Below are 26,639 nucleotides of genomic sequence, written 5' to 3' on the forward strand. Positions count from 1 at the left end.
CTTTTTTACATTTAGCCTTGATCAGATAACAGCGCGACTTGTTGTACGTAGTTTACAAACTTACGTTTAGAAGCTTCGAGCTCTTCCTCACTCACCTGTTGTTTGATGTCACGATGAATACGAAGAACATGCTGGCGTAAAGTATGACGCTCTGATGCATTAAACACTTTGCTGAACTCATTAATAATCGGATCACCTTGCTCAATCATACGATCAACCCAACGCATCAATTGCATCTGCTTTTTAGCGCCTTGTTGCGGAGTTAGATAAGAGAGAATCGTACTTTCATCTTCATTACGTAACAGTTTACCAATACGCTGAAACTGACGACGGCGTGCCTCAAATGAGCTAATTTTCTGTACTTCAAGCAGAGCATCTATTAAGCGCTCATCCACAGGAAGCTTTTGAATCTGTTTAAGGCTTAATTGAGCCAACTGTTCACCCAAAGCAGCCATACGCTGTACTGCCTTCTTTTGCTCAGTTCTACTTGCACGTCCATCTAATGATTCAAAATCCTCATCAGTATAACGTTGAGTACCACGTGCCACTATTACTCTGCCTCATAAAATTTTGCTGCGAACAGCGTTTGAATTTCTTCCAGTGCTTTATCTTCATCAGCACCATCAATCACTAACCTTAATGTCGTGCCCTTACCTGCACCCAACATCAACAATGACATAATATTTTTTGCATCAACCAACTTATCGCCTTTTCCAATCTGGATTGAAGAGCGGAATTTGGTCGTCACCTCTATCAGTTTACCTGATGCGCGTGCATGTAAGCCAAGTTTATTAATTACATCAATTGTTGTGTCTATCATGACCAGTGCTTCATTTCTCTATGTAAGATTTGGACAGCCCATTTTGCCTCAAGGGCTTGCTTGAGTCTATCCACAATATAAACTGAACGATGTTGTCCGCCAGTACACCCCACAGAAATGGTCATATAATGACGATGCCCTTCTGCAAAAGCAGGGAGCCATTTTTCCAAAAAAGCATAGATATCAGCAAACATTTCATTGGTTTGCTGACTGCTTTCTAAGAACTGACGTACGGGTTCATCTAAACCCGAAAAACGACGCAACTCCAAATCCCAATGCGGATTTGGCAAATGACGTACATCAAATACATAATCAGCATCCAATGGAATGCCATGCTTATAACCAAAGGATTGTAAAATCACGATTAAGTTATCTGACTGTCCTAGTTTAGACAATAAAATATGCTTCAAATCATGAACACTTTTATCTGTCGTATCAATATGAACTGTGGAGCGAAACTGTATCGGAATAAGCAATTGCTTTTCTTCCTGTATACACTGCAACAAGCTATTAAAACGACTTGCCAAGGGATGCGGCCGTCTAGATGCACTAAAACGTGCCACTAGATCTTGGTCTTGCGTGGTTAAATAAATAACATCCACCGAACCATGTCTTTTTAATTGCTCAAACACATGATCAAACTCTTGCATATCAGCACGAGTGCTTCGAATATCGACTCCTAAAGCTAATTGCTCAAGATTATTTTCATGATCAAGTTTCGCTACAATTTCAGGCAACAACGCCAAGGGTAAGTTATCTATACAATAGTAGCCTAAATCCTCAAGCACTTGTAAAGCCGAGGATTTTCCTGAACCAGACTGTCCCGTGACGATAAGAATACGCTTCATGGCATGTTGCCCTTTTTATTTTGAATTTCTAAGTTTTAAAGTTTATTTGTAAATTATCAATCAAACGTGTAGAACCCAATTTTGCAGCAACAAACAGAACCAAATCTTGATCAAACTGCGCAATCGGTTGTAAATTGGTTTGACGAGCCTCCACATAATCCACAACAAAGCCAGCTTGTGTCAATTCTGTTGAGATATTTGCTAACACTTGTTCTAGCATTTCACCTTGACGCAATTGTTGTTCCGCTTGCTTTAACAATTGGTAGATTTTAGGTGCGATTGCACGCTGCTCAGGTGTTAAATAACCATTTCGAGAACTTAAAGCTAATCCATCTTCAGCTCGAACAATCGGCACACCAATCACTTCTAGTGGAATATTTAAATCTTGTACCAACTGACGGATCACCGCCAATTGTTGATAATCCTTTTGACCAAAAAAGGCATAGTCAGGTTGCACAATGTTAAATAATTTAGTAACAACAACTGCAACACCATCAAAATGGCCAGGACGTGACTTTCCACATAAGTCATCCGTAATCTGTCCCACACTAATATTGGTCAAGCGTGGTTGCGTTCCATACATTTGTTCAACAGAAGGTGCAAAAATAATATCGCAACCTACTTCAGCCAGCAAACGACTATCTTGTTCTAATGTACGTGGGTAGCTATCAAAATCTTCACCAACACCAAACTGAATTGGATTGACAAAAATACTTACCACCACGACGTCACAAATCTTTTTTGCAGCACGAACCAAGGTCAAATGACCTTCATGCAAATTCCCCATCGTCGGCACAAAGCCAATCATTTTTTTACTGCTACGTGCTGATGCAAGTGATGCGGTCAAGCCTTGTATTGTTGTTTCAGTTTTCATGAATTAAAGCTCAACTTGGAAAGTATGTTCTTTGGCTGGGAAAGATTGATCCTGAACAGCAGCGTGATATGCTTTAAATGCATCTAAAATTGCTGTTTCACCAGACTGCTCTTTCATAAAGTTGCGTACAAAACGCGCAACTCGACCAAAAGTGAGTCCTAGCATATCTTGGGCAACCAATACTTGCCCATCAGTTTCATTACCCGCACCGATTCCAATCACTGGCGTATTTGGGAACAATTCTGCGATTTCTTTACCCAACTGAGCAGGAACGCATTCTAACAATAACACTGCCGCCCCCGCATCAACCACAGCTTGACAATCTGCAATTAATTGATCGGCAGCTTCACGTGTTCTTGCTTGTAATTTATAACCACCAAACACGTGTACCGACTGCGGTGTTAAACCCAAATGAACACATACAGGAATACCATTACGAGTGAGTACGGTAACCAAGTCACTGAGCCAAGCTCCACCTTCGATTTTGACCATCTGTGCACCAACCTGCATAACAGTTCTCGCACTTTTTAAACCATCTTCAAGCGTTGCATAACTCATAAATGGTAAATCAGTCATAATGAGGGCATGCGCGTTTCCACGACGGACTGCCGCAGTATGATAGGCCATGTCTTCAACCGTAACAGGAAGCGTTGAGTCCCTACCTTGAATCGCCATTCCTAGAGAATCACCGATTAAAATCGTATCAATTTCAGCCAATTCCATCGCTTTCGCCATACTTGCATCATAGCAAGTTAGACATGAAAACTTGCGTCCTTCGGCTTTAAACTTTCTTAAGTCACTTAGACTAATCATGATGATGTCCTCTACAGGCATTTCCAGAACGAAACAGTCTTAAGCATTTGCCCAAGACTGGTCTGCTATTACAGTCAAGTTTGCTTGCTGCACTAGTTCTAAATTTTTTAACGAATGACCATTTAACTGTAAATGAGCATCTAAATCTAATAAGGGAATAACCACAAAATCACGCTCCAAAATACCAATATGCGGTACAGTTAAACGCTCATTTTTGATCTGTTCTTGACCATACAGAAGTAAATCAAGATCTAATGTTCTTTCTCCCCAACGTCGCAAGCGCACTCGCCCTGCCTCTTGTTCAAATTGTTGTAAATAATCTAACAAGACTAAAGGTTCAAGCACTGTATCCAATTGGACTACAGCATTTAAAAAGTTGGGTTGATCTTGAGGACCCATTGGTGGGCTTTGATAAAGTCGAGAAACTTGAATAGCCCCTAAAGTAGAAAGTTTCGCAACCGCCTCAGTTAGAATTTGCTGAGAATCCCCTAAGTTACTACCAAGTCCAATAAAAGCGCGAATTGTCATTGTGTAGGCCCAAAAACCACTTGGCTTAAATCACGTTGTACCCGCTTACGCTTATGAATCGGATGATCAGCACTAATTTGACCTGAATCAATGGTCGCCTTTTCGAGAAAACGATTTGCCGAATCATCGGCTCTAAAGCGCTCTTTCTTTGCACGGCGATTTCTTGGTTCTGGAACATCGACCAACGGCTCAATCTCAGTGAGCTTCTGTTCATCCACATCGGTAACTTTACGACGTGTCTTACTACGTTGACGATTATATTGACGAATCGCCACTTCTTTTTGGTCGGTGGTCATTTCTTGGTAATTTTCCCACCAAATGCCCATACCTTCAGTGCTCGTATCTCCAGATTTCTCACGCAGTAACAAGAAATCAAATCCTGCACGGAAACGTGCATGCCCTGCCAAAGCTTCTATTTGTTGTGGTTTTGGATTGAGCAAACGACTTTGCATCTCCCATACTTCACGAATAAAAGTCTCTGCAAAACGAGGAATAATCGTACGAGTTGCTTGACGTTTAAGCACATCTAAACCTGCTTGAGCTCGAGCTTCTGCTGGCACCACACCTTTATTAAGATAAAAATCACAACGCTCTAAAAAAGGCTTCCATAACAGCACGGCATAAAAAAATGCTGGGTTAATCGTTTTACCAATTTGAATTCGTTGATCAGTATTTCGCGCAGCGCGTTCAATAAACGGTGTAATATTTGGAGGAATTTCCGCAAACAACTGTTTCCAAACACCAAACTCGATCAACATGGGCAACACGCGAGTGAGATGCCCCATCGTAAAGAGCTTTTGTGACTCATCATAAAGACGATGTGGAGAAACATCGCGCAACAACTGCGTCATCTCAACATCAAAGACATCAAGAATGGATTGATCGATTTGAAAATTTAGTTTCGCTGCAAAGCGTAATGCACGCAACATGCGTACAGGATCTTCCTCAAAGCGTTGAGCTGGTTCACCTAAAAACCGCAGAGTGCGAGTTTTAATATCCTCAACCGCATGGCAGAAATCTAACACGACACCTTTACGGGGTTGATAATACAAAGTATTAATCGAAAAGTCTCGGCGAGCAAAATCCTGCTCGATTGTTCCCCAATTATTGTCACGAAGAATCATACCAGAAGCACTGGTGACTGCTTTTTTCGGAGGAGCACGAAAAGTCGCAACTTCGATCAGTTCACGACCAGAATACACATGAGCTAACTCAAAACGTCGTCCAATAATACGACAACGTCGTCCAAACACCTCTTTCACTTGGGCTGGGGTAGCATTAGTCACCGCGTCAAAATCCTTTGGATTAAGACCTAACATCATATCGCGAACACCACCACCTACAATATACGCTTCATAGCCTGCTTTAGTCAGACTATCAATCACATCTAATATTGAGGAAGGGAGTTGAGTTGTGGACAAACCACATTTTGACGCACGCAAAGTTTGCAAAAGACACTGTCTCCTACGTCAGGACGTAAATAACAATTTGTCGCTAATCATAGCTCTAACACACACAAAGGGCAATTTATTCTGCTGAAGTTTCAATAGATCAATGTTCATTTTTTGCATCACGGACATGCTCTTCAACTTATAAAACAAGCCTTGCTCTATTCTTTTCAAGGAGTTTCGGCCCAATTCCTTTAACATTTACCAACTCATCTAATGCTTTAAATGCACCATTTTTTTGTCGATATTCAATAATCGCTTGAGCCTTTTTCTCTCCTACACCACTCAAACTTTGCAACTGCTGCAAGTTCGCATGATTTAAGCTAATTTTATCGCTTGAAATATTTACAGAAGATGAAACCTGTTTAAAACTTTGTTGTTGCGTTGGTCTAGATAGATAATATTGATCGTCTTGTTTTGCCAACTGTTGATCGTATTTCTGTTGCTGTATTTTCCACTGCGCATAAGACTGATCAAATTGTTTTGCATTTAAAGATGAAACTAACCCAAACCATAAAGTAAGCAACAATAAAAAGTTAGTTTTGCTGCTGAGTTGCGGCAAATTCATCAGATGTCCCCTCAAGTTTTAAATCTCTTTTTGCTTGCTCCCATAGCTGGTCCATTTCTACCAAGCTCATTTCTTGCAAGTCTTTCTGTTGTCGATGTGCTTGTTGTTCGATATAGGCAAAGCGACTTCTAAATTTATGAATTGTCGCCAGTAATGCCGTTTCACTCGACAGCCCAAGTTTACGACCTACATTGATCAAAGAAAATAGACAATCTCCAAATTCTTCTTTTATTTCATCGGTTTTTTCTGCTGCTATTGCCTGTTGTAATTCGAGTAACTCTTCTTCTAATTTTCCATAAGCATCGTCTACAGTTTCAAAATCAAAACCGAGCTGTGCTGCTTTTTTTTGGATTTCATTCGCTTGAACTAAAGCAGGTGCATGCTTTACCTCATCTAATCGAGATCTTGGTTTACCCTGTTTCTCTTGCTGTTTAATTTGTTTCCATAGCTCGCTTACCTGTTCAGGATTTAGATTTTGATATTGCTCAGCTTGAAATACATGCGGATGACGTCGAATCAGTTTCTCACTAATTGCATCAACCACATCATGAAAATCAAAAGCACCTTGCTCACTGAACATTTGTGATTGAAAAACCACTTGCAACAGTAGATCTCCAAGCTCTTGACGAATTTCATCCAAATCACCGATTCGAATCGCAGCTTCAACCTCATAAGCCTCTTCAATCGCATAACGAGTTAAGCTCTCAGGTGTTTGTTGTTGATCCCATGGACATTTTTGTCTTAGCTCCCGCATGATTTCTAATAGCTTTTCCATGATTATCTCCTCACCCCTTACGCTGTTGCAGTTTTAACCAGCTTCTGTCTAATATACGCTGGTCCAAAAAGTATCAATATAAAGTAAGGAAAAGCAATGCAACATAGTGTTTTTATTAGTGGTGCAGCTCAAGGCATAGGTGCCGAAATTGCCCGCCTTTTTCATCAAAAAGGCTATAAAGTAGGCATCTACGATATCAACTTAGAACTAGCGCAAGCTTTAGCTACGGAACTGGGGGCAAATACGAAAGCTGGTTATTTAGATGTTAGCGATTATCCACAATGGCAAATCGCATTACAGGAATTTCAAAACTGGGCAGGCGAACTCAATATTCTAATTAACAATGCTGGAATCTTATATTCTGGTGCTTTTGAAAATACAACCATCCTCTCTCATCACCGCACAATTGATATCAATGTAAAAGGTGTTCTTAATGGTTGCCACGCGGCTTTAAATTATTTACAAAAAGCAAGTTTTGCCCGGGTCATCAACCTCTCTTCTGCTTCGGCTATTTATGGACAAGCCGATCTAGCCTCATACTCTGCCAGTAAGTTTGCCGTGCGTGGTTTAACTGAAGCTCTGGATGTGGAATGGCAAAAATATAATATTCGTGTGCTCGATGTTATGCCATTATTTGTACAAACCAGTATGGTAAAAAATATGGATGCTGGGAGTATTCAAAATATCGGTGTAGATCTAACCCCAGCAGATGTTGCACAACAGGTTTTAGCTTTAACACAACAAAGAAATCACTTCCTTATTCCTACCCACACTCCTATTGGCATTAAAACCAAACTAATGTATCAATTATCACGTATTAGCCCACAGTTTTTAAATCGAATCACTAATATATTATTATCCAAACAAGCGTAAAAAAGAAAAGCGCTTTATATTTTAAATAATATAAAGCCCAAAAAAATATTCACATATTAATTCACTTTTCACGTAAATATAAAAACCATCAAAAATAAAACCATCACATTAATCAACAAAAAATCAAAAATAGCGCACAAAACAATAAAATCAAAAATAAAAAACAATTATAAATCAACAAATTAAAAATAAAATAAGATTAAAAATAAAACCCAACCAAATACCACAAAAACAATAGACAGACAAGTCTTTAAAATATTAAAAAAAATAGTGACTTTAAAACTCATTTTAAATAGAATCCGCCTGCTACAAAAAATAGCAACTTAAATCCAAAATCTTTTAAAGTGTTTATAATATGAAAAAATTATTAGTTTTAACTGCTGCTGCAACGTTTTCTTTCTCTACTTTTGCAGCAACCGAGGGTAAACCATTTTCAACTGCTGAATTAAAAGCGATGGATTGTGCAACACTTGCTGTTGAACAATCAAATGCAAAACGTGAGTTAGCAAGTGCTGAGAAAAATATCGCAAATATCAATGCAAATGCTCAATCCCCAAACAAGGCAGTAAGCAAATGGGCTGGTCTTGCAAGTGGCGCATTAACTGCTTTCGGTGGTAACTCTGAAAAAACAGCTAAAGCGAGCCAAATCGCAAATAATCTTGCGGGCGAAGAAGATACATCTGATACGAATAATTTGACTGTTCAAGAGTCTCTTAAAGCGAAAGCCCAAGCAAATATCGAGAATATTGCAACATTCCAAAAAAGCAAAAAGTGCAAAATCTAAAAATTACAGTTAAATCCATTTTAGTTTTATGATGATGCCTTGTAATTAAAACAATAAAACCCGCCTATTGAACTATCCCCCATGAAAGTAGCCAGTTCAAAAAGCGGGTTTTATTCTAAATGTAATTAACTACCTTGTACTAAACGTCTCGCACTAATAATGCCAGGTTGTTGTTCTAAACGAGCCAGCAAACGAGACAGTTGTGCCAAACCTTTCACTTCAATCAACAACTTCATATTGGCAATCCCATCTGCCTCAGAAATCGTATTGACCTGACGAATATTAATTTGATCTGAGAAAATCACTTGCGTGAGATCTTTGAGTAAACCACGACGATCATAAGCTTCCACCACAATCTGGACACTTTGCCCACGTGTTGGTTGCATTTCCCAATCTGCTTCGACAGCACGTTCAGGCTCTTGTGTTGTCATACGTATATAATCTGGACAAGCTACTTTATGGATACTCACCCCTCGATTTAAAGTGATATAGCCACCAATCGATTCACCATGCACAGGCTGACAACACTGCGCAATATGCAATTCCACATTATCCAAACCATCAATCAAGATACCATGTGCCGATAAAGTATGGCTTGCACGAGGATTTAATGCTGGTTTTAATACCAACTCTGGCTCATCTTGATCCAAATGCATTTGACGATTTACTTGATTCATCAACGCATGCAGACTGATATCACCACTCACCAGTGCAACTAAAATATCATCACCTGACTTCAGATTAAAATGAGATGAATAATCATTTAAATCAATACTTTTTGGATGAATCGCTAGACGAGCAAGCTCTTTATTGAGCAACTCACGCCCCACTTCCACGTTCTTGCTACGATCTTGCTGTCTAAACCAATGACGCAATTTATCCCGTGCACGAGCCGTTTTAATATAGCCTAAAGAGTTAACCAACCAATCGCGATTAGGTTCACGATCTTTTTTGGTTAAGATCTCAACTTGCTCACCTGTTTTTAAGGTATAAGTCAGTGGTACATAACGTTGGTTTACACGTGCGGCATAGCATTTGTTTCCAACTTCAGTATGTACGTGATAAGCAAAGTCAAGCACAGTCGAACCACGTGGTAACTCTTTAATATCCCCATCACGGCTGAACACATAAATCTTTTCAAAATTTTCAAAATCTTGAATTTGATCAATACCATTCGACTCATCATCTTCAGCATGTGGCGTAGTTTCAGTACGTTCCTGATAATGCTCAAGTACAGCGCGGAGTGAATGCAATCGATCATTAAAAGAATGATCCGTATTTTTCGCGCCTTCTTTATAGTTGAAGTGAGAACACACACCTAACTCAGCTTCTTCATGCATCTCAAAAGTACGAATTTGAACTTCAAGTGATTTATTCTCAGCAATCACCGCCGTATGCAAAGATCGATAACCATTGGCTTTTGGATTGGTAATATAATCATCAAACTGATTGGGGATATGGCGCCAAATCTGATGCACAATACCCAATGCATGGTAACAATCAGGCACTGTTTTCAACAGTACTCGTACCGCACGAATATCATAAAGCTGATCAAAGCTGAGATTTTTACTTTTCATTTTTCGATAAATCGAATAAATGTGTTTTACTCGTCCCGTGATTTCAGCTTGTATATTGTATGCATCCAATTCAGTTTTAAGTTTATCAATCACGAACTGAATATATTGCTCACGCTCTAAACGTTTCTCATTGAGCAAAGAAGCAATTTCTTTATATCGTTCTGGTGCTAAATAGCGAAAGGCTAAATCCTCTAACTCCCACTTTAATTGTGCAATCCCTAACCGATGAGCAAGTGGTGAATAAATTGTTAGAATCTCACGTGCAACACGCTCTTGACGCTCTTTGCTGGCCGTCGCCAACTCACGTAAAGCATAAGTCCGCTCGGCCAGTTTAATTAGCACCACGCGAACATCTTCCGTCACAGAAATCAGCATTTTATAAATGCCATTTAGATGCTCACGCTGGTTGTTGTTAAAATGATCTTCTAAACGCTTATTTTTTTCTATCAATTCAGACAGTTTACCCATAGCAAGTGTGCCTTTTACAAGACTCAAAACTTGCTCGCCAAACTCTCGCTGAATATCCTCTAAGGTGATCAGTCCTTCACGTACACTTCGATATAATACTGCCGCTGACAACGTATCTTCATCTACATGTAAGTGCGCTAAAATATCCGCCATACCAATACCTATTCCAAAGGTATTGGTATGATGATTAACCGTGCTCTCTAACTCTTTTGCTAAGGTAAGCTCCGCAACGCGTTGTAGCTGCTTCAGCTCAGCCCCATCCAAGATATCACGCACTCGCTCTAGCCAAGATACTAGACTGCTTTGTGCTTCAGCGGCATGTTCTACAGTCGCTTCCTCAGACAACTCTTGGAGTCGCCCAGGTAACTGTTCACGTACTGTGACCATACCATTCTCCTCTGGATATGTAACTCATATTCTAATCGTTTATCTCTTAAATTTTATCAAACTCATTTTTTTCAAATAAGGCAATAGATTCAACATGCTCAGTATGGGTAAACATATCCATCACTGCAGCTTTCTTAAGCTGATAGCCATGTTGTGCCAACACACCTGCATCCCTTGCCAGTGTTGAAGGATTACATGAAACATAAACGATTCTATTTGCTCCGAAGTTCGGTACATATTGCATCACCTCAAAAGCACCTGATCTAGGAGGATCAATTAATAATGCATCAAATCCTTGTTTCGCCCAAGGATGATGCGAAAAGTCTTTTGTTAAATCTTGTGAAAAGAAGATCGCTTGACTCAATGAGTTTGCTTTTGCATTTTCTGTTGCGCGCCGCACCATTTCTTCACTCGCTTCAACACCCACCACTTGACCAGTATCTCCTACACATCGCGCTAAAGGTAGAGAAAAGTTGCCTAGTCCACAAAATAGATCAAGCACACGCTCCCCCTCCTCCAACTGAAGCAATTCACATGCCAACTGAATCATCTGCGCGTTCACATCACCATTGACTTGTGTAAAGTCCAATGGGGAAAATGCAAATTGAATATCAAAATGCTTTAGATGGTAATGTAATCGCATCGGTGCCTGTGTATCATCGACACGATGTACACTATCAGCACCTTTCGGCTGTAAATACAATTGCCACTGTCTTTGTAACGCAAATTGACGCAAATGGTTGACATCCGACTCATTTAATTCAGCTAAATGGCGAATTAATAATGCAACTTCAGTGTCTCCCATCGCCAACTCAACATGACCAATCTGCGCTTTGGCACTCAAAGTTTCAAGACACTTTCGCAGTGCAGGCAATGCATCAGATAAAGTTTGATCCAATACCTTACACTGTTGGATGGTTGTTAAATGATTACTATGATGCTCTCTAAAACCCATCACCAAACGATCCTGTCGCGGAATATAACGCACACCTATGCGAGCACGACGACGATAATCTACTTTGCTAGAGCGAATTGGAGTTAACCATTGTTCAGGTTGTAACCCTGCGAAATGCTGTAGATGTGACTGCAGCACATTTTGCTTTAGCGCGATTTGTTCATCAGGATGAATATGTTGCAAACTACAACCACCGCATACCCCAAAATGCGGACAAATGGGGTCTACACGCCCTATAGCTGCTTCGCTTTCCAGCGTCAACATTTCTGCTTCTTCCAAGCGAGTCGTTTGATGCGTGATCTTCGCTCGAACCGTTTCTCCAACCAAAGCATTACGAATAAACACTTTTTTACCCTGCTTCTCCTTTGGATGGTCAGGATGAGTTCCATAGTGCGCAATGCCACGCCCTTCATGTGAAAATGCTTCCACTTTAAAGGTATAAATTGGTTGCTGGGCTGGACGCTGTTTCGCTTTATGTTTCAAAAGATAAACCTAATTTTTTGATGCAAACGTTGGTGCGGTAAATACAGTATATTGCGATGTTTGTTGCCATACCCGCATAAAATCTGATTGTTGCGTTTGCGTTTGTAAATAATCAATAGTTGACTGAATTAACTGTTGGTGATCTTGCTGATTTAATTGACCTTTCAGCAATAACCACCGTAAATACACTAACCACGTATTCAATACATCTCCTTCACAATAGCTGGTTAATTTTAGCCATTGTTTAGTCCGCACATATTCTGGTACATGATAACCTGACTCACCACGTTTTCCTGGGAAACCGAGTAAGCAAGCAATATCGTCCAATTTCTGGAAATTTCGACCATTAAACATGGCCATCACATCCATCAAGTCAACATGTCGATGATGATATCGGTTTTGATAGTTATTAAATCGTTTTTGGTTATCAATTTCACCTTGATCAAACAAACTCGGTGCAGACAGCCCATGATACATCGCACGAAATAAAATGACAGGTAAATCAAACTGAGAGCCATTCCAGCTCACAAGGGTTGGCTGCTTTTTATCAAAAATTGATAAAAATTTTGACAACATTTCAGCTTCTGTATTTTGTTCTTGGCTAAATGAAAATAAACGAATGCCTTTTTCATCGATCCACAAACCAGAAATGCATACAATTTCGTGCAAAGGTAATCGTTGAAAATCGATCCCCGATTCTTGACGACGAATCTTGGTCAACGCCTGTTCGACATCTGCTTCAGGCAAATCCAAGTGATAAAGATGAGCACCTGCCTTTAAATCGGTCAGGGTCTCAATATCAAAAACCAAAATTGGAAAACGTAAGCTAATCTTGAAATCTCCCTAAATCCCTCCCAACCTCATTTTCACAAGAGGTGGCTGAAGGAGATTTTAATCTTGTACTGAGAATAGACCGGTTGATAAGTAACGATCTCCACGATCACAGATGATACAGACGATTACAGCACCTGGATTTTCTTCAGCGATTTTAATTGAAGCCCAAACCGCTCCTCCTGAAGATGTTCCCGCACTAATCCCTTCCGTACGCGCCAATTTACGCATGGTACGCTCTGCCTCAATCTGTGGGATATCAATAATACGATCCACTCGGCTTCGATCAAAAATTGTTGGTAAATATGCTTCTGGCCAACGACGAATTCCTGCAATACTTGAACCATCAGAAGGCTGTAAACCTACGATTTGAATATCTGGATTTTGTTCTTTCAAATATTTTGACACGCCCATAATCGTGCCTGTGGTCCCCATCGCACTAACAAAATGGGTAATTTTCCCACCCGTTTTCTTCCAGATTTCAGGTCCTGTAGTGAGATAATGTGCTTCAACGTTATCTGGGTTGCCAAACTGATTCAGAACATACCCCTGACCTTCAGCCTGCATTTGTAAAGCCAAGTCTCTAGCTCCTTCCATACCTTGTTGCTGGGTAACTTCAATTAGCTCAGCACCATAGGCAGACATTGCATCTTTACGCTCTTGGCTCATATTGTTCGGCATGATCAGCTTCATTTTATAACCACGCATTGCCGAAACCATTGCCAAAGCAATCCCTGTATTGCCACTGGTTGCTTCAATTAAAGTATCACCTGGTTTAATCTGACCACGCTTTTCTGCTTGAACAATCATGTTATAAGCAGGACGATCTTTTACTGAACCCGCGGGATTATTACCCTCCAACTTTGCCAATATCGTAGCTTGAGTATGACTTGCTAAACGCTGTAAACGCACTAAAGGTGTTTTACCCACATATTCATCTAGTAAAAATTCATCTGCTAAAAAATCTGGTTGCGTATTGGTCATGATCGACACCGATATCAAGGTGGCATCTATTGTATGAAAAAAAACACAAGACTGCATCTTTTCACTCGGCTTTTTCTTAGTAGATAAATGCTAGCCTGTTTAAAGCATGCTAAGATATTTTGCAGAATGATAAGTCTGACCCAACTATGTCAAATCTCAACAAAACTATCTCTAAACGTTTACGGCTCAATCATGCGTATGGGCAGCTCATTGCTTTAATTCTCGTTCCCATTGCAGTGCTGACAGGTGTAGGCATTTTATGGGTTTTATCCGAAACAACCAATGCCGCAAAACAACAACAAAATGCAGAAGCATCAGCGATTTTGGCTCGTTATCATCAAACAGCAAATGAATTACTCCACTTAGTCGAAGAACAGCCAGATCAATATGATCGTGCACAAAATCTCTTTCAAAAAATGTTTGACGAGAAAAATCTACAACGTGCAGTTTTAATTGACAATAAAGGACAGACTTATTTAACCATTGGTTATCAAAACACACGTTACTGGCCCAACTTCCCAAAAAACAGTGATTTTTTTGGTCCTATTTCTCACAATAGTAATAGTATTTACGGTTCAAAACTGGACAGTGAAAATCCAAATTCAGTATGGCTGATGATCGAGTTGAATAATCATCCACTCGAACTTGCTCGCTATAAAATCTTACTATCACTGGTCGCAACAGGCTTAATTACCTTACTTATACTTTTGTTTTGTTTGAATGTTTTTTCTCGTCGCTGGTTGGCCCCACTGTATGAAATTCGTATGCAAATGCAACGTTTGAATGCAGACACCTTAGATCAACATATTGTGGTTAACAGCACAGGTGAATTACGCTTACTACAACGCGATATTGCCAATGTCGTTAAACGACTTCATTTTAGCTTTTTAGAGCTTAAAGAACATACTGAACAAACTGAAGAAGATCTACGTCGCACCTTAGATACCTTAGAAGTTCAAAATATTACTTATCGCCAAGCACGCGACCAAGCTATCTCATCCAACCAATCTAAATCTGTTTTCTTGGCCAATATCAGCCATGAATTACGTACGCCGCTCAACAGTATCGATGGTTTTATCCATTTATTATTGCGCCAACAAAATTTAAGCAACGAACAAAACCTCTATCTGCAAACGATTCGAAAGTCCTCTGCTCATTTATTGGCATTAATTAATGATGTACTCGACTTTTCTAAAATTGATGCTGGTAAGCTTGAGCTCGAAACTGCCCCCTTTGATCTCGAAGAAGCCATTTTTGATGTGATGGATATGTTGTCACCTTTGGCAGCTCAAAAACACATTAACATGGCATTTTACTATGCAGAAAATATCCCGCAGCATGTGGTGGGTGATGCATTACGCTTTAAACAAATCCTGACCAATCTCATTTCCAACGCAATCAAGTTCACCCCTGATGGTGAAATTATTGTGCGTGTTCGCATGGAAGATGATGACATCGGTCAGTGTTTATTACATTTCAGCGTACAAGACAGTGGAATTGGCTTAAGTGGTACAGATCGCAAGAAATTATTTGAATCTTTCTCACAAGGCGATGCTTCTGTTACGCGTCAATTTGGTGGCACTGGACTTGGTTTAGCGATCTCCAAACAATTAGTACATCTAATGCGTGGTCAAATCGGCTTTGAAGATAATCAAGAACGTGCGCCTACCGAAAAAGGTTCAACCTTCTGGTTTACTGCTGCATTCAAAGTTGAAGAAGAAGATGCTTTTGTTGAACATCCTCGTTTTGATCATCTGCAAGTGGTGTCTTATTTAGCGCATCCAGCAACAGCAAGTGTATTGCGCCTCTATCTCGAAAACTATCATGTTGCACATATTGAAACACAGTCAATTTTAGATTTATTTAGCCGCCTCAACCATTTAAATCAACAAGAAAATACGTGGTTGATTGTGGACCATAGTGGTGATACTGAAGCCTTATTAAAAGAAATTCGCCAACGTTATCATGGCAATTTAGCGGTGTATGGTTATCAAATGAGCCTTGATCCAAATATGCTCAACGAATATCGTGCTCGCCCAATCTATCAACCATTAAGTCGCCGTGAACTCATCCAACTCTTAGCGAATCAGCCAATTTTCGAACAAGAGCCTGAAGACTTTAATGGCCAAGGGCTGCATGTATTGGCTGTCGATGATCATTTACCGAATCTGATTGTCTTAGAAGCATTACTGGGTGAACTCAATGTAACCACCACCAAAGCATTAAGTGGACAAAAAGCGATTGATCTGATTCAGGAGCGAATTGAACAGAAATTACCACCATTTGATCTGGTATTTATGGATATTCAAATGCCTGTAATGTCTGGTATTGATACCACGCGTGCCATTCGCTCACTCGAATCAACACTCGATACAGGCATGCAACTTCCAATTATTGCATTGACTGCACATGCTTTAGCAGATGAAAAACAAAAGTTGCTCAAAGTGGGTATGAATGATTATGTAACCAAGCCAATTCAAATGGAGCAAATCATTCAGATCCTAACCCAGTGGACTAAAAATAATTTTAGTTCACAGCCAACCAACACGGAGACTAAACGTCCAATTGAGTCAATTGATCCACAAATTTTAAATTGGCAACAAAGCATTCAACTCGCTGCCAACAAAGAAGATTTAGCGCAAGATTTGCTAGGTATGTTGGTAGATAGCTTTGATACCGAACTAAATGAAATGCAGCAACTTATTGAAATGGAAGACTTCCCACAACTCGAGCATGTTTTACATCGTCTCTATGGCGCGACGCGTTATGTAGGCACGCCAACATTGCAACGTGTTGCAGGTGAGTTTGAACAATTTATTTCTACTCTACGCAAAGAACGACGCAAGGCGGATGATGTGTTTATTCGGGAAACTAATCATCGCTTCAATGAGCTTAATGCCGCAATTGAACAAGTCAGACATGCAGCAAATTTAGTTTTGAACGGACACGACAGCTAAGATGACTGTCGTGTCATGCTTCACGGTGACAACTCATGCTATGCTGCCAAGCATCAAACACAATAAGAGTATGACCAATGGCACTTTTACGCGTTGAAAAAAACAATGGAATCGCAACAGTCTCATTAAATCGTCCAGACAAACGCAATGCGATGAGTTTTGCCTTACTCAAAGAGTTGGTCTCAACAGCTAAAAAAATTGAAAAGGATCGCTCTATCCGCTGTGTCATTTTGACGGGTGAAGCACAAGTATTCAGTGCTGGTATCGACTTATCCGACCTAAACAACCCTAAAAACACCGCATTTGCGGCATGGGAGCTGATCAAACCAGGACAAAGCCTATTCCAAAAAGCTTTTCTGATTTGGCAAAACCTACCTATCCCGGTTATTGCAGCGATTGAAGGATATTGCTTCGGTGCAGGCATGCAACTTGCGCTTGCGGCAGACATCCGGATCGCAGCACCCAAAACACAAATGTCGATTATGGAAAGTCGTTGGGGACTTGTTCCAGACATGGGCTTAACACGTTCACTCAAAGGGCTTATTGGGGTTGATCTAGCCAAAGAACTTACTCTCACTGCGCGCATTTTTGATGCAGAATATGCCAAAGAAATCGGCTTAGTGACACACTTGGATACAGATCCTCTCGCCAAAGCCAATGTCATCGCTCAAGAGATGTTGCAACGCTCACCAGATGCATTGATGGCAGCAAAACGTGTTTTAGACGCGATGGAGCATCAACCAGAAAAGGCTCTGCGTTTAGAAAAACTTTGGCAACTCAAACTACTATTAGGCAAGAACAGTGCACTTGCTCGTAAGAAAGATAAGAACCCTGAAATTGAGTTTTTACCAAGACAATATAAATAGACGTTGAGAAGCTTATGAGTGGGGGCATTCAGCACGCTCCCGCAAATATACTCAAAAACAGCACAGGCTATAAACATGATACTTGATCAAAGAACTCCCATCGCTTTCTTAGGTATGGGTTTAATGGGCACACGTATGGCAGCCCGACTGCTTCAAGCAGGCTACGCAGTTGCTGTTTGGAATCGTAGCCCACTTGCATGTGAAGCATTGATTCAACAAGGTGCAACCGCCTTAACTTTAGAACAAATTGGCAAATATCCTGTCATTCTAACCTGTTTAGCGGATGATCAAGCCGTTCAAAGTGTTTTTAACCAGCTCCAGCCTCACCTAAAAGCTCAACAAATCATTGTCGACTTTTCGAGTTTATCTGTTGAAGCAACACACCAACTTGCAACTACAGCACAACAACAACACGTTACATGGATTGACTCCCCAGTATCTGGTGGAACCACAGGTGCAGAGCAAGGTACTTTAGTAATTTTTGCAGGTGGCGATGCCGAAACAATTCAGCAGCTCGAACCAATCTACTCAGTACTCTCCCAGCGTGTTACCCGAATGGGCGAATCTGGTACAGGACAAGCAACGAAGATTTGCAATCAGTTGATTGTTGCCGCCAACAGTACGCTGATTGCGGAAGCAGTTGCACTTGCAGAGCAAGCAGGTGTAGATACCCGTTTGCTCGCCCCTGCGCTTGCAGGTGGTTTTGCAGACTCCAAACCCTTTCAGATTCTTGCACCGCGTATGGCAACCCATGTGTTTGAACCTGTGCAATGGAAAGTCCAAACATTATCTAAAGACTTAAACAATGCGTTACAACTCGCGCAAAGTTTTAACCTAAAGATACCTGTTGCACAAAAAGCCTTAGCACAGTTACAAGCGCACCAACAAAATGGCTTTGCTGAGAAGGATTTAGCCACTATCATCAAACTTATAGAATAATAATTAATGCTTCATGGAGTTTGATATGAGCCATCTTGCAGTCAATTTATCGATGATTTTTACAGAAGTGCCACTCATCGAACGTTTTGCATTGGCACACGCACACGGATTTCAACATGTCGAAATCCAATTCCCTTATGAACTTGAAATATTTGATATACAAGCACAACTTAACCAATACAACCTATCACTTTGCCTGATCAATGCACCTGCAGGTGATCTAATGCAAGGGGGTAATGGCTTAGCAGGTGTGCCTGGTTTAGAAACCACATTTCACCAAGCGCTTGAGCTTGCAATCAGTTATGCAACCGCATTAAATGTTCCGCGTATCAATATCTTGGCTGGCAAACAACCTTTGGATGCAGATTTATTGCCATGCTTAAATACACTTGCCAGCAACTTAAAACTGGCTTGTCATATGTTGACTGAACATCATATTGAGCCTGTCTTTGAAATGATTAATGGCACAGATATGCCACGTTTTTTAATTCAGAACATTGCTCAAGGTCAAGAAATGCTAGAAGCAGTGAATCACCCAGCGTTGAAAATGCAATATGATTGTTACCACATGGCAATGATGGGCGAAGATGTGTTGGCGGGGTTACAAGAAAATATTCATCAAATTGGACACATCCAATTTGCGGATTGTCCGAGTCGTCATGAGCCTGATACTGGAAATATCCCCTATAAACAAATCTTTGACTGGTTATTACAAAGTGATTATCAAGGAATAATTGCGGCTGAATACAGACCAAAAGAGCATTCAGATCAATCATTTGCATGGAAACAGAAGTATTTTTCCAATGATGTGAATACATAAACTGTTACGGCTAAAATTTGAGTTTTTTTGTTAAAAACGGTATATTTGAAGATGAGCAATTGTCAGGAAAATATACCCTCTATGAATTTAGAACCATCGCCCAGCGCTTCTAATTCTCACGACCTAAAAATCACAACATCAAACAAAGATGTACACGCTTGCTTAAAAGTGGTACATGAAGCCCTCACTGATGTAAAAGCCAAAGATATTTTAGAACTTGATGTAAGTTCTATTAGCAATGTCGCTGATGCAATCGTAATTGCTAGCGGTACTTCAACTCGTCATGTCAAAGCCCTTGCTGACAATGTTGCTGATGAAGCACGTAAAGCAGGTTTTCGTCCGATTGGTGTCGAAGGTGAGCGAGATGCCGAATGGATCTTAATTGACTTAGGTCACGTTGTAGTTCACGTCATGTTACCTACTGCTCGTAAGTTTTATGACCTTGAAAGTTTATGGCGTACACCTGAATCTGTTGCCTAATCCCTGATACACAAAAAAGCGATCTATTAAAGATCGCTTTTTTTATGATGCATGTTACTTACAATATTTTTTCAAAATTCAAGTTTAACAAGTTGATGTAGTTTGGACTTATCTACCACGCATTGTAAAATACAGTAAAAATGCTAGTATTTAATTATGATGAATTACGCTTAAAATAAGATGAAAGATTCAGCAGAATGGATTGAGACACTCAACAAGATTACTTGCCTAGCTCAGTCAGGTCTATACTATAGTAAAGACATTTATGATAAAGAACGCTACCAACAACTCCTTAACCACGTTCGCACACTAATTAATTTAAAAGAAATTGATACCACACACTTCATTCCAAATGTACTCCAAGATATTGGCTATGCAACGCCAAAAATTGATGTGCGGGCTGTTGTCTTTAAAGACAACAAACTTTTATTAGCAAGAGAAACGCAGGATGGCTTATGGTCCGTTCCCGGAGGTTGGGCAGACGTTGGATACTCCGCAGCAGAGAGTGCTGAAAAAGAGGTTCTTGAAGAAACAGGATTGGAAGTAAGAGCGGTCAAATTGCTCGCGCTAACTGATCGTAGAAAACACCCCCACCCAACAATGTTTCTACACGTCTATAAAGCTTTTTTTTGGTGCGAGCTAATAGGCGGCAAAGCCAAGCCAAGTATTGAAACCTCTGAAGTAGGTTTCTTTGGTAGAGATGAATTACCACCAATTTCCACAGCTCGCGTCACCGAAGCACAAATTCACCATTTTTTTGAATTGAAGCGAGAATTACCTCAGAATACTTACTTTGACTAACTTGGTGTAACCTCAATAAAGAAGTTCTTTCATCTTTTAGTTACCGCCAAATGCCAGACTTAAATTTGACATGACAAATTGTCATATTTAAGACATTATAGAATCGCTTTAAACTCAATCGATAAAAAGTCATAACTGGAGTAAACGAAGTGAAAATTCTAATTACTGGTGCTAACACAGGGATCGGTTTTGCGACCGCTAAACAACTGATTAAACAAGATCAACATATCATTTTAGCTTGTCGCAACCCGCAAAAGGCTAAAGAAGCACAAGACAGATTACGTGCGTTAAACCAAGGTCAAGTTGACGTAGTATCACTTGATTTAAATAGCCTCGAAAATACACGTAAAGCAGCAGATGAAATTGCAGATCGTTACGGCAATCTAGATATATTAATCAATAATGCTGGGCTTTTTTCCAAAACCAAACAGCTCACTCACGATGGCTTTGAACAGCAATTTGGGGTGAACTACCTCGGACATTTTCTATTTACCCAAAAACTACTCCCTGTACTAAAACAAGCACCCCAAGCACGAATTATCCATCTCGCATCCATTGCGCATTGGGCAGGGTCAATTAAGCCTAATAAATTTCGCGCTGAAGGTTTTTACAATCCTTTGTTTTATTATGGTCAATCTAAACTTGCCAATCTCCTATTCAGCAATGCACTAGCTGAGCAAATGGCCGGCACTAGCATTACCAATAATGCATTGCACCCTGGCGGTGTTGCATCTGATATCTATAGAGAACTGCCGAAACCTGTTTATGAAGTTATGAAAATCGGTTTAGTACCAACCTCTGTACCCGCAAAGCTGATTACTCAAATGGCGATTGGAGATAGCTGGACCGACCGTAATGGCGAATATGTCAGCGCACACATGCCAGACTGGAAATCACCGCATGCTAAAAATCAGCAACTTGCCCGTGACCTTTATGCCCAATCTATGGATCTTGTAGAAAAGCATCTAAAATAAGCAAAATAAAAAGCCACCTAACGGTGGCTTCTATGTTACACCTAAAATCAGCGTCAACAAATTTTCTGAAACTATTTAAAAATTAATCTTTTCAGTTGCTGATATTCCTCATGATAATGAGGCATCAATTTGTATTCATTACCCATAGCCTCGAATAATATTACCCCTTTATCCTTATTATCTTTTGTCCAAACAGGTGCATAGTATTGATACTTTACTAAATTTAGCAAATCTTCAACTCTCTCTTTTAAAGTATCCTTTTCTTCCTGTATAGAACAATATCTCCAAAGGATTGTTAAATATTCTAATTTATCCCAAAAAGATAAACTTCCATATATATTCAAACGCTGAGTTAAACTAATTGGGTCGTTACTCAAATGATAGAGTTCATCAACTTCTTGAGGTTGGAATCCCCCCAGTCCAACAAACTTTCCTAATAAATAAAATGGTAACTTAACTTGTTTTCGATAAAGTAAATCAACAACTTCACTTGATAGTAAATAACCTGATTTTAATGCTTTATATAAAATCATAAATAGGCTAGATTCATCTCCCAGTTTATCTATAAAAAAATTAAAATCCCGCTTATCCCATTTCAACAAAACCATTTGCAATAAACAAGATTTAACTTTTTCATTTGGAAGTACTAAAAGTCTCATTTCATAGAAATAATTATAAAAATCAAAATTTTGTTTTTTTAATGCAAAAATAGAAAAATCCATAATTGATAAACATGAACTATTAAAGGCAGCCAGCAATAGCTTGATATCTAACTCTCCCATCTCAAACAATTTATACAAAATCACTTTCTTGACATCAAAATATCTGGTTTGTATAAACTCTTGTTTAAGACAAGATGCTTCTTGCTGAACTATGGAGTTAATCCAATTTAATCGAATCCGCTGATCATGAGCTAATTTAGAGATTTCAAGTAATTCTATATCCGTGAATAACTGATTCTTCTTCGCATAATCAAATAATGCTCGGCTTAATTTTCCCTGCTTAAATAGCAAAATAGATTTTACTTTATCTAAATTCTGTGCAACCTTATCAACCAATACATCCTCAACCTCCCCCACAATGCGAATCCTTTTTTGGATTGCATACACATCCAAAAAATATTCGATACATAAATCAACACCTTCTGGCCGTTCAACCCATATCAACAAATGCTGAGCTGCAAGCTTTCGGTTAATTGGTACATAATCACTTAATTTTCGTAATAAGTGAGGAAATAAAGTTGATTCAAAACAACCATTCAATCGCCTTAAAGCTGCTTCACGTTGATATCCATCGCACCAATAAAGCTGATTAATAAATAGCTGTAATTGTTCCGAATTCATTTAATACTCAAACAACTTATAAGTTATAGCGTTAAAGATAACTCAGCAAACATTTCTACTCAATCAAAAAAGCCACCCGAAGGTGGCTTTTACAATCCTGATGAGGTCAGATTAGTGACCACCACCATTGATTGCTTTTGTCATATCTTCAACCACTTTTTTCGCATCACCAAAAACCATCATAGTTTTTTCATTGTAGAACAAGTCGTTGTCTAGACCAGCATAACCTGTTGCCATAGAACGCTTGATCACCATGATCGTACGAGCTTTGTGTGCTTCAAGGATCGGCATACCATAAATTGGTGAGCTTGGATCATCTTTCGCAGCCGGGTTTACAACGTCATTTGCACCGATTACAAGTACAACGTCAGTTGCTGGGAAGTCAGAGTTGATTTCATCCATTTCTAAAATGTCTTCATATGCAACATCAGCTTCAGCTAACAATACGTTCATGTGACCAGGCATACGACCAGCAACTGGGTGAATCGCAAAACGTACTTTCACACCTTGCTCTTTTAAGATTTCACACAGCTCTTTTACCGCATTTTGTGCACGGCCTTGCGCCATACCGTAACCCGGTACAATCACAACGCTATCAGCATTTGACATCAAGAAGCCAGCATCATCCGCAGAACCTGAACGATAGTTACGTTGAACTTGCTCACCTTTATCAGCAGCAACTGCAGCACCGCCCATCGCACCACCAAACAATACGTTGATGATCGAACGGTTCATTGCTTTACACATAATGTAAGACAGAATCGCACCAGAAGAACCTACAAGTGAACCCGCAACGATCAACATGTTGTTTTCAAGTGTGAAACCAATACCTGCTGCAGCCCAACCAGAGAATGAGTTCAAGAGTGATACCACAACCGGCATATCACCACCACCTACTGGTGCAATCCACATCCAACCAAATGCAAGTGCAAATAGTGTCATCACGTAGAACGCAGTTAAGCTATCAGTCGCGAAGTAGATACCACCAAATACAAGCATTGCAAGAAATAATGCAGCTTGAACAGGTTTTACCCATGCGCCAGAGATTGTTTTAGCCCATTTTTTCGCAGCCAATTTACCGTAAGCAAATACTGATGCAGTAAAAGTAATTGCACCAATAAAACAACCTACAAATAATTCAAAGCGATAGGTACTACTAAAGCCAACAAATGCAGAATAACCTTGCGCTAACATTGCATCATTCACTAATGCAAGTTGACCTGCATCGTACTGATCAAAATGCGCAGCTTTTAATACAGTTGCGATCGCAATCAATACCGCAGACAAACCAACCAATGAGTGCATTAATGCAACCATTTCAGGCATTTGCGTCATAGGAACTGCACGCGCTTTAGCGATACCAATTACTGCACCAGCAGCCATTGCAACACCGATCATCCATACTACCGGACCTTCAGCAACGAAGAATGTGGTCAATACAGCAATTGCCATCGCAATCATACCGTAACGACTACCAGCAATTGCAGTCTTAGGCCCAGATAAACCACGTAAAGTTAGGATAAAGAGGACAGCACCTACTAGGTAGAACCAATCCGCATAATCTCGAATAAATTCCATCGCTTAGCCCTCTTTTTTCTTTTGCTTTGGTTTAAACATTTCCAGCATACGAGCTGTTACAGCAAAACCACCAAAAATGTTAATGCTTGCAAGGAATACAGCGATTGCGCCTAAAATGCTAATCGGGTTAATCGTCTGAAAATGTACAGAACCTTCAACACCAAGGAAAGGCAAGCCAACTGTTTGAATCATTGCACCAACAACAATAATTGAAGACAAAGCATTCGTTACAGCCATCAGTGGTGTATGTAACGCAGGCGTTACGCCCCAAACAACGTAATAACCTACGAAGATGGCAAGGACGAAAATTGTAATCGTTTCAACCATGAGAAATCTCCTTAACCACGCTTGAGCAGTACTTGACCGCCATGTGTCACAAGTAACGCTTTTTGGATTTCATCTTCTTGATTGATCGCAAAGTTTTTATCTTTATCGAACAATGTTTCAAGGAAGTTAAATACGTTACGTGCATACAATGCAGATGCTTCAGTTGCAACAGTGCCAGGAATATTTGGAATACCCAAAATTTTCACACCATTTTCAGTTACAACAGTTTCGCCTTCTTTAGAACCTTCAACGTTACCACCCGTTTCAACCGCCATATCTAAGATGACTGAACCTGGTTTCATTTTGGCAACGGTTTCAGCTTTGATCAGACGCGGTGCATTACGACCTGGTAACAACGCAGTAGTAATCACGATGTCAGCATTTGATACAGCTTTATCAACGATAGCTGCTTGGTCCTTGATGTATTGCTCACCTGGCATCCATCCGTAACCATTTTTAGCAGCATCAGCAGCTTTCTGTTGCTCTTCTGGTGACATTGGAACGTCTAACCATTTACCACCCAAAGATTCAACCTGATCTTTTGCTGTCGGACGCAAGTCAGTTGCTTCCACAACTGCACCTAAACGTTTTGCAGTTGCAATCGCTTGAAGACCTGCAACACCAACCCCCATGATCACAACACGCGCAGGTTTTACTGTACCCGCAGCAGTCATTAACATTGGGAACATGCGCTGATATTCAGCCGCTGCCAACAATACAGATTTATAACCTGCCAAGTTTGCTTGAGAAGAAAGTACATCCATATTTTGTGCACGTGAAAGTGTACGTGGAAGTAATTCCAACGCAAAAGCAGACACTTGCTGTGAAGCAAACTGATCTAATTCTGGATTGCGATAAGGGTCAAACATTGCTACTACAGTGGTATTAGCCGCAAGTTTTTGAATTTCGTCACCTTTCGGAGCACGTACCTTCAAAATAATTTGGCTACCTGTATATGCATCGTCCGTAATGGTTGCGCCAACTTGTTCATAAGCACTGTCAATATAGGCTGCTTTAACACCAGCACCACGTTCAATGACAACACTATGACCTGCGTTAATCAACTTCTTAACTGTCTCTGGTGTAGCAGCTACACGACTTTCACCTGCGACAGTTTCGGTTGGGATTCCGATCTGCATGAGCGTTCCTCAAGCTAGTTTTTCTTAAGTAAACATCGCGACTCGCAATGTTTCCCCCAGGAGTATTCTTTAGTAGAGTTTTTGGATTTTAATGGAACTTTTCTAAAATTCCACCCAATATTTATTTAATAAATACCTATATTTTGAACTGATGATTCACATTTGATTTTAAAACTTGTATGCTCAGCACGTTTGACTTTTGATACAGCAAACTAAAATTAAACACGTCGTTTTAGTCCAAACATCCATCTTCAGTAAACCGAGCTTGCCCATATAACAATGTGATAAAGCATTGTCACAAACCAAACCCGAAAGTACTTATTACCCTCTCTCCTTTTAAGCCTAGCATCAAAACACCTTGTGTACGTGATTCATACCTCACATATGGCAATTTCCAAG

General features: G+C 40.0%; 26 protein-coding genes. 9 read left to right on the top strand and 17 right to left on the bottom strand.

From position 1 onward, the window contains the following. Positions 1-11: 11 nt before the first annotated feature. The 9 genes from yjgA to mazG all read right to left on the bottom strand — a co-directional run bounded on the left by yjgA (position 12) and on the right by mazG (position 6,674). On the bottom strand, positions 12-548 hold the full coding sequence (gene yjgA, locus F2A31_RS12670) for a ribosome biogenesis factor YjgA (protein WP_150026673.1): 537 nt from the start codon (positions 546-548) through the stop codon (positions 12-14). Between the two features lie 2 nt (positions 549-550). After that, positions 551-820: an HPr family phosphocarrier protein gene (locus F2A31_RS12675; RefSeq protein WP_004637957.1), complete on the bottom strand. Its 270-nt coding sequence runs from the start codon at positions 818-820 to the stop codon at positions 551-553. After that, positions 817-1,668, bottom strand: a complete 852-nt coding sequence (gene rapZ / locus F2A31_RS12680) for an RNase adapter RapZ (protein ID WP_150026675.1) — start codon at positions 1,666-1,668, stop codon at positions 817-819. The genes F2A31_RS12675 and rapZ overlap by 4 nt, the downstream gene beginning before the upstream one ends. Before the next feature lie 28 nt (positions 1,669-1,696). Continuing rightward, the gene (gene panC / locus F2A31_RS12685; protein ID WP_150026677.1) at positions 1,697-2,542 is read right to left on the bottom strand and encodes a pantoate--beta-alanine ligase; all 846 of its coding nucleotides are present in this window, start codon (positions 2,540-2,542) and stop codon (positions 1,697-1,699) included. A 3-nt stretch (positions 2,543-2,545) separates the two neighbouring features. Then, positions 2,546-3,355: a 3-methyl-2-oxobutanoate hydroxymethyltransferase gene (gene panB, locus F2A31_RS12690; RefSeq protein ID WP_150026679.1), complete on the bottom strand. Its 810-nt coding sequence runs from the start codon at positions 3,353-3,355 to the stop codon at positions 2,546-2,548. Positions 3,356-3,394: 39 nt separating this feature from the next. Then, the gene (gene folK, locus F2A31_RS12695) at positions 3,395-3,883 is read right to left on the bottom strand and encodes a 2-amino-4-hydroxy-6-hydroxymethyldihydropteridine diphosphokinase (RefSeq protein ID WP_150026681.1); all 489 of its coding nucleotides are present in this window, start codon (positions 3,881-3,883) and stop codon (positions 3,395-3,397) included. Further along, the gene (gene pcnB / locus F2A31_RS12700) at positions 3,880-5,334 is read right to left on the bottom strand and encodes a polynucleotide adenylyltransferase PcnB (protein ID WP_150026683.1); all 1,455 of its coding nucleotides are present in this window, start codon (positions 5,332-5,334) and stop codon (positions 3,880-3,882) included. The genes folK and pcnB overlap by 4 nt, the downstream gene beginning before the upstream one ends. Positions 5,335-5,473: 139 nt before the next feature. Beyond that, positions 5,474-5,899, bottom strand: a complete 426-nt coding sequence (locus tag F2A31_RS12705; RefSeq protein ID WP_150026685.1) for a ComEA family DNA-binding protein — start codon at positions 5,897-5,899, stop codon at positions 5,474-5,476. Beyond that, entirely contained in the window at positions 5,868-6,674 is an 807-nt protein-coding gene (gene mazG / locus F2A31_RS12710; protein WP_150026687.1) for a nucleoside triphosphate pyrophosphohydrolase, read from the bottom strand. The genes F2A31_RS12705 and mazG overlap by 32 nt, the downstream gene beginning before the upstream one ends. A 96-nt stretch (positions 6,675-6,770) precedes the next feature. Here mazG and F2A31_RS12715 point away from each other — a divergent pair, with 96 nt between their 5' ends. Then, positions 6,771-7,547 (top strand): SDR family oxidoreductase, encoded by a 777-nt coding sequence (locus F2A31_RS12715; RefSeq protein WP_150026689.1) that lies wholly within the window; start codon positions 6,771-6,773, stop codon positions 7,545-7,547. Positions 7,548-7,902: 355 nt separating this feature from the next. Then, positions 7,903-8,331, top strand: a complete 429-nt coding sequence (locus F2A31_RS12720; protein ID WP_150026691.1) for a hypothetical protein — start codon at positions 7,903-7,905, stop codon at positions 8,329-8,331. Positions 8,332-8,456: 125 nt separating this feature from the next. On the opposite strand, the gene F2A31_RS12725 is transcribed toward F2A31_RS12720, so the two are convergent. From F2A31_RS12725 to cysM, 4 genes are read right to left on the bottom strand one after another with little or no spacing between them, the layout of a single operon-like run. Continuing rightward, positions 8,457-10,763, bottom strand: a complete 2,307-nt coding sequence (locus F2A31_RS12725; RefSeq protein ID WP_150026693.1) for a RelA/SpoT family protein — start codon at positions 10,761-10,763, stop codon at positions 8,457-8,459. Between the two features lie 46 nt (positions 10,764-10,809). Further along, positions 10,810-12,201, bottom strand: coding sequence for a 23S rRNA (uracil(1939)-C(5))-methyltransferase RlmD (gene rlmD / locus F2A31_RS12730; protein WP_150026695.1), 1,392 nt, complete (start codon positions 12,199-12,201; stop codon positions 10,810-10,812). Positions 12,202-12,210: 9 nt separating this feature from the next. Continuing rightward, complete coding sequence (locus F2A31_RS12735) at positions 12,211-13,032, bottom strand: 3'-5' exonuclease (protein WP_150026697.1); 822 nt, start codon at positions 13,030-13,032, stop codon at positions 12,211-12,213. Between the two features lie 60 nt (positions 13,033-13,092). After that, positions 13,093-14,016, bottom strand: a complete 924-nt coding sequence (gene cysM / locus F2A31_RS12740) for a cysteine synthase CysM (protein ID WP_215899256.1) — start codon at positions 14,014-14,016, stop codon at positions 13,093-13,095. Between the two features lie 146 nt (positions 14,017-14,162). Between cysM and F2A31_RS12745 the strand changes: the two genes are divergently transcribed. The 7 genes from F2A31_RS12745 to F2A31_RS12775 all read left to right on the top strand — a co-directional run bounded on the left by F2A31_RS12745 (position 14,163) and on the right by F2A31_RS12775 (position 21,853). Beyond that, positions 14,163-16,973, top strand: coding sequence for a GacS-like sensor histidine kinase (locus tag F2A31_RS12745; RefSeq protein WP_150026699.1), 2,811 nt, complete (start codon positions 14,163-14,165; stop codon positions 16,971-16,973). A gap of 77 nt (positions 16,974-17,050) precedes the next feature. Beyond that, entirely contained in the window at positions 17,051-17,839 is a 789-nt protein-coding gene (locus F2A31_RS12750) for a crotonase/enoyl-CoA hydratase family protein (RefSeq protein ID WP_005092335.1), read from the top strand. A 75-nt stretch (positions 17,840-17,914) separates the two neighbouring features. Beyond that, entirely contained in the window at positions 17,915-18,778 is an 864-nt protein-coding gene (locus F2A31_RS12755) for an NAD(P)-dependent oxidoreductase (protein ID WP_150026701.1), read from the top strand. Between the two features lie 25 nt (positions 18,779-18,803). After that, positions 18,804-19,598 (top strand): hydroxypyruvate isomerase family protein, encoded by a 795-nt coding sequence (locus tag F2A31_RS12760; protein WP_005085320.1) that lies wholly within the window; start codon positions 18,804-18,806, stop codon positions 19,596-19,598. Positions 19,599-19,679: 81 nt separating this feature from the next. Continuing rightward, positions 19,680-20,078, top strand: a complete 399-nt coding sequence (gene rsfS, locus F2A31_RS12765) for a ribosome silencing factor (RefSeq protein ID WP_004637939.1) — start codon at positions 19,680-19,682, stop codon at positions 20,076-20,078. A 180-nt stretch (positions 20,079-20,258) separates the two neighbouring features. Then, positions 20,259-20,879 (top strand): NUDIX hydrolase, encoded by a 621-nt coding sequence (locus tag F2A31_RS12770; RefSeq protein ID WP_150026703.1) that lies wholly within the window; start codon positions 20,259-20,261, stop codon positions 20,877-20,879. A gap of 149 nt (positions 20,880-21,028) precedes the next feature. Beyond that, complete coding sequence (locus F2A31_RS12775; RefSeq protein ID WP_150026705.1) at positions 21,029-21,853, top strand: SDR family NAD(P)-dependent oxidoreductase; 825 nt, start codon at positions 21,029-21,031, stop codon at positions 21,851-21,853. 71 nt (positions 21,854-21,924) lie between these two features. Here the strand turns inward: F2A31_RS12775 and F2A31_RS12780 are convergent, their stop codons facing one another. The 4 genes from F2A31_RS12780 to F2A31_RS12795 all read right to left on the bottom strand — a co-directional run bounded on the left by F2A31_RS12780 (position 21,925) and on the right by F2A31_RS12795 (position 26,240). Further along, complete coding sequence (locus F2A31_RS12780; RefSeq protein ID WP_150026707.1) at positions 21,925-23,196, bottom strand: hypothetical protein; 1,272 nt, start codon at positions 23,194-23,196, stop codon at positions 21,925-21,927. Positions 23,197-23,307: 111 nt separating this feature from the next. Continuing rightward, the gene (locus F2A31_RS12785) at positions 23,308-24,774 is read right to left on the bottom strand and encodes an NAD(P)(+) transhydrogenase (Re/Si-specific) subunit beta (RefSeq protein WP_150026709.1); all 1,467 of its coding nucleotides are present in this window, start codon (positions 24,772-24,774) and stop codon (positions 23,308-23,310) included. Positions 24,775-24,777: 3 nt separating this feature from the next. Continuing rightward, a complete protein-coding gene (locus F2A31_RS12790) occupies positions 24,778-25,101 on the bottom strand; it encodes a proton-translocating transhydrogenase family protein (protein ID WP_004637935.1) in 324 nt (107 codons plus the stop codon). 11 nt (positions 25,102-25,112) lie between these two features. Then, positions 25,113-26,240, bottom strand: a complete 1,128-nt coding sequence (locus tag F2A31_RS12795; protein ID WP_150026711.1) for a Re/Si-specific NAD(P)(+) transhydrogenase subunit alpha — start codon at positions 26,238-26,240, stop codon at positions 25,113-25,115. Positions 26,241-26,639: the final 399 nt, after the last annotated feature.

Source organism: Acinetobacter suaedae, assembly GCF_008630915.1.
Lineage (GTDB): Bacteria > Pseudomonadota > Gammaproteobacteria > Pseudomonadales > Moraxellaceae > Acinetobacter > Acinetobacter suaedae.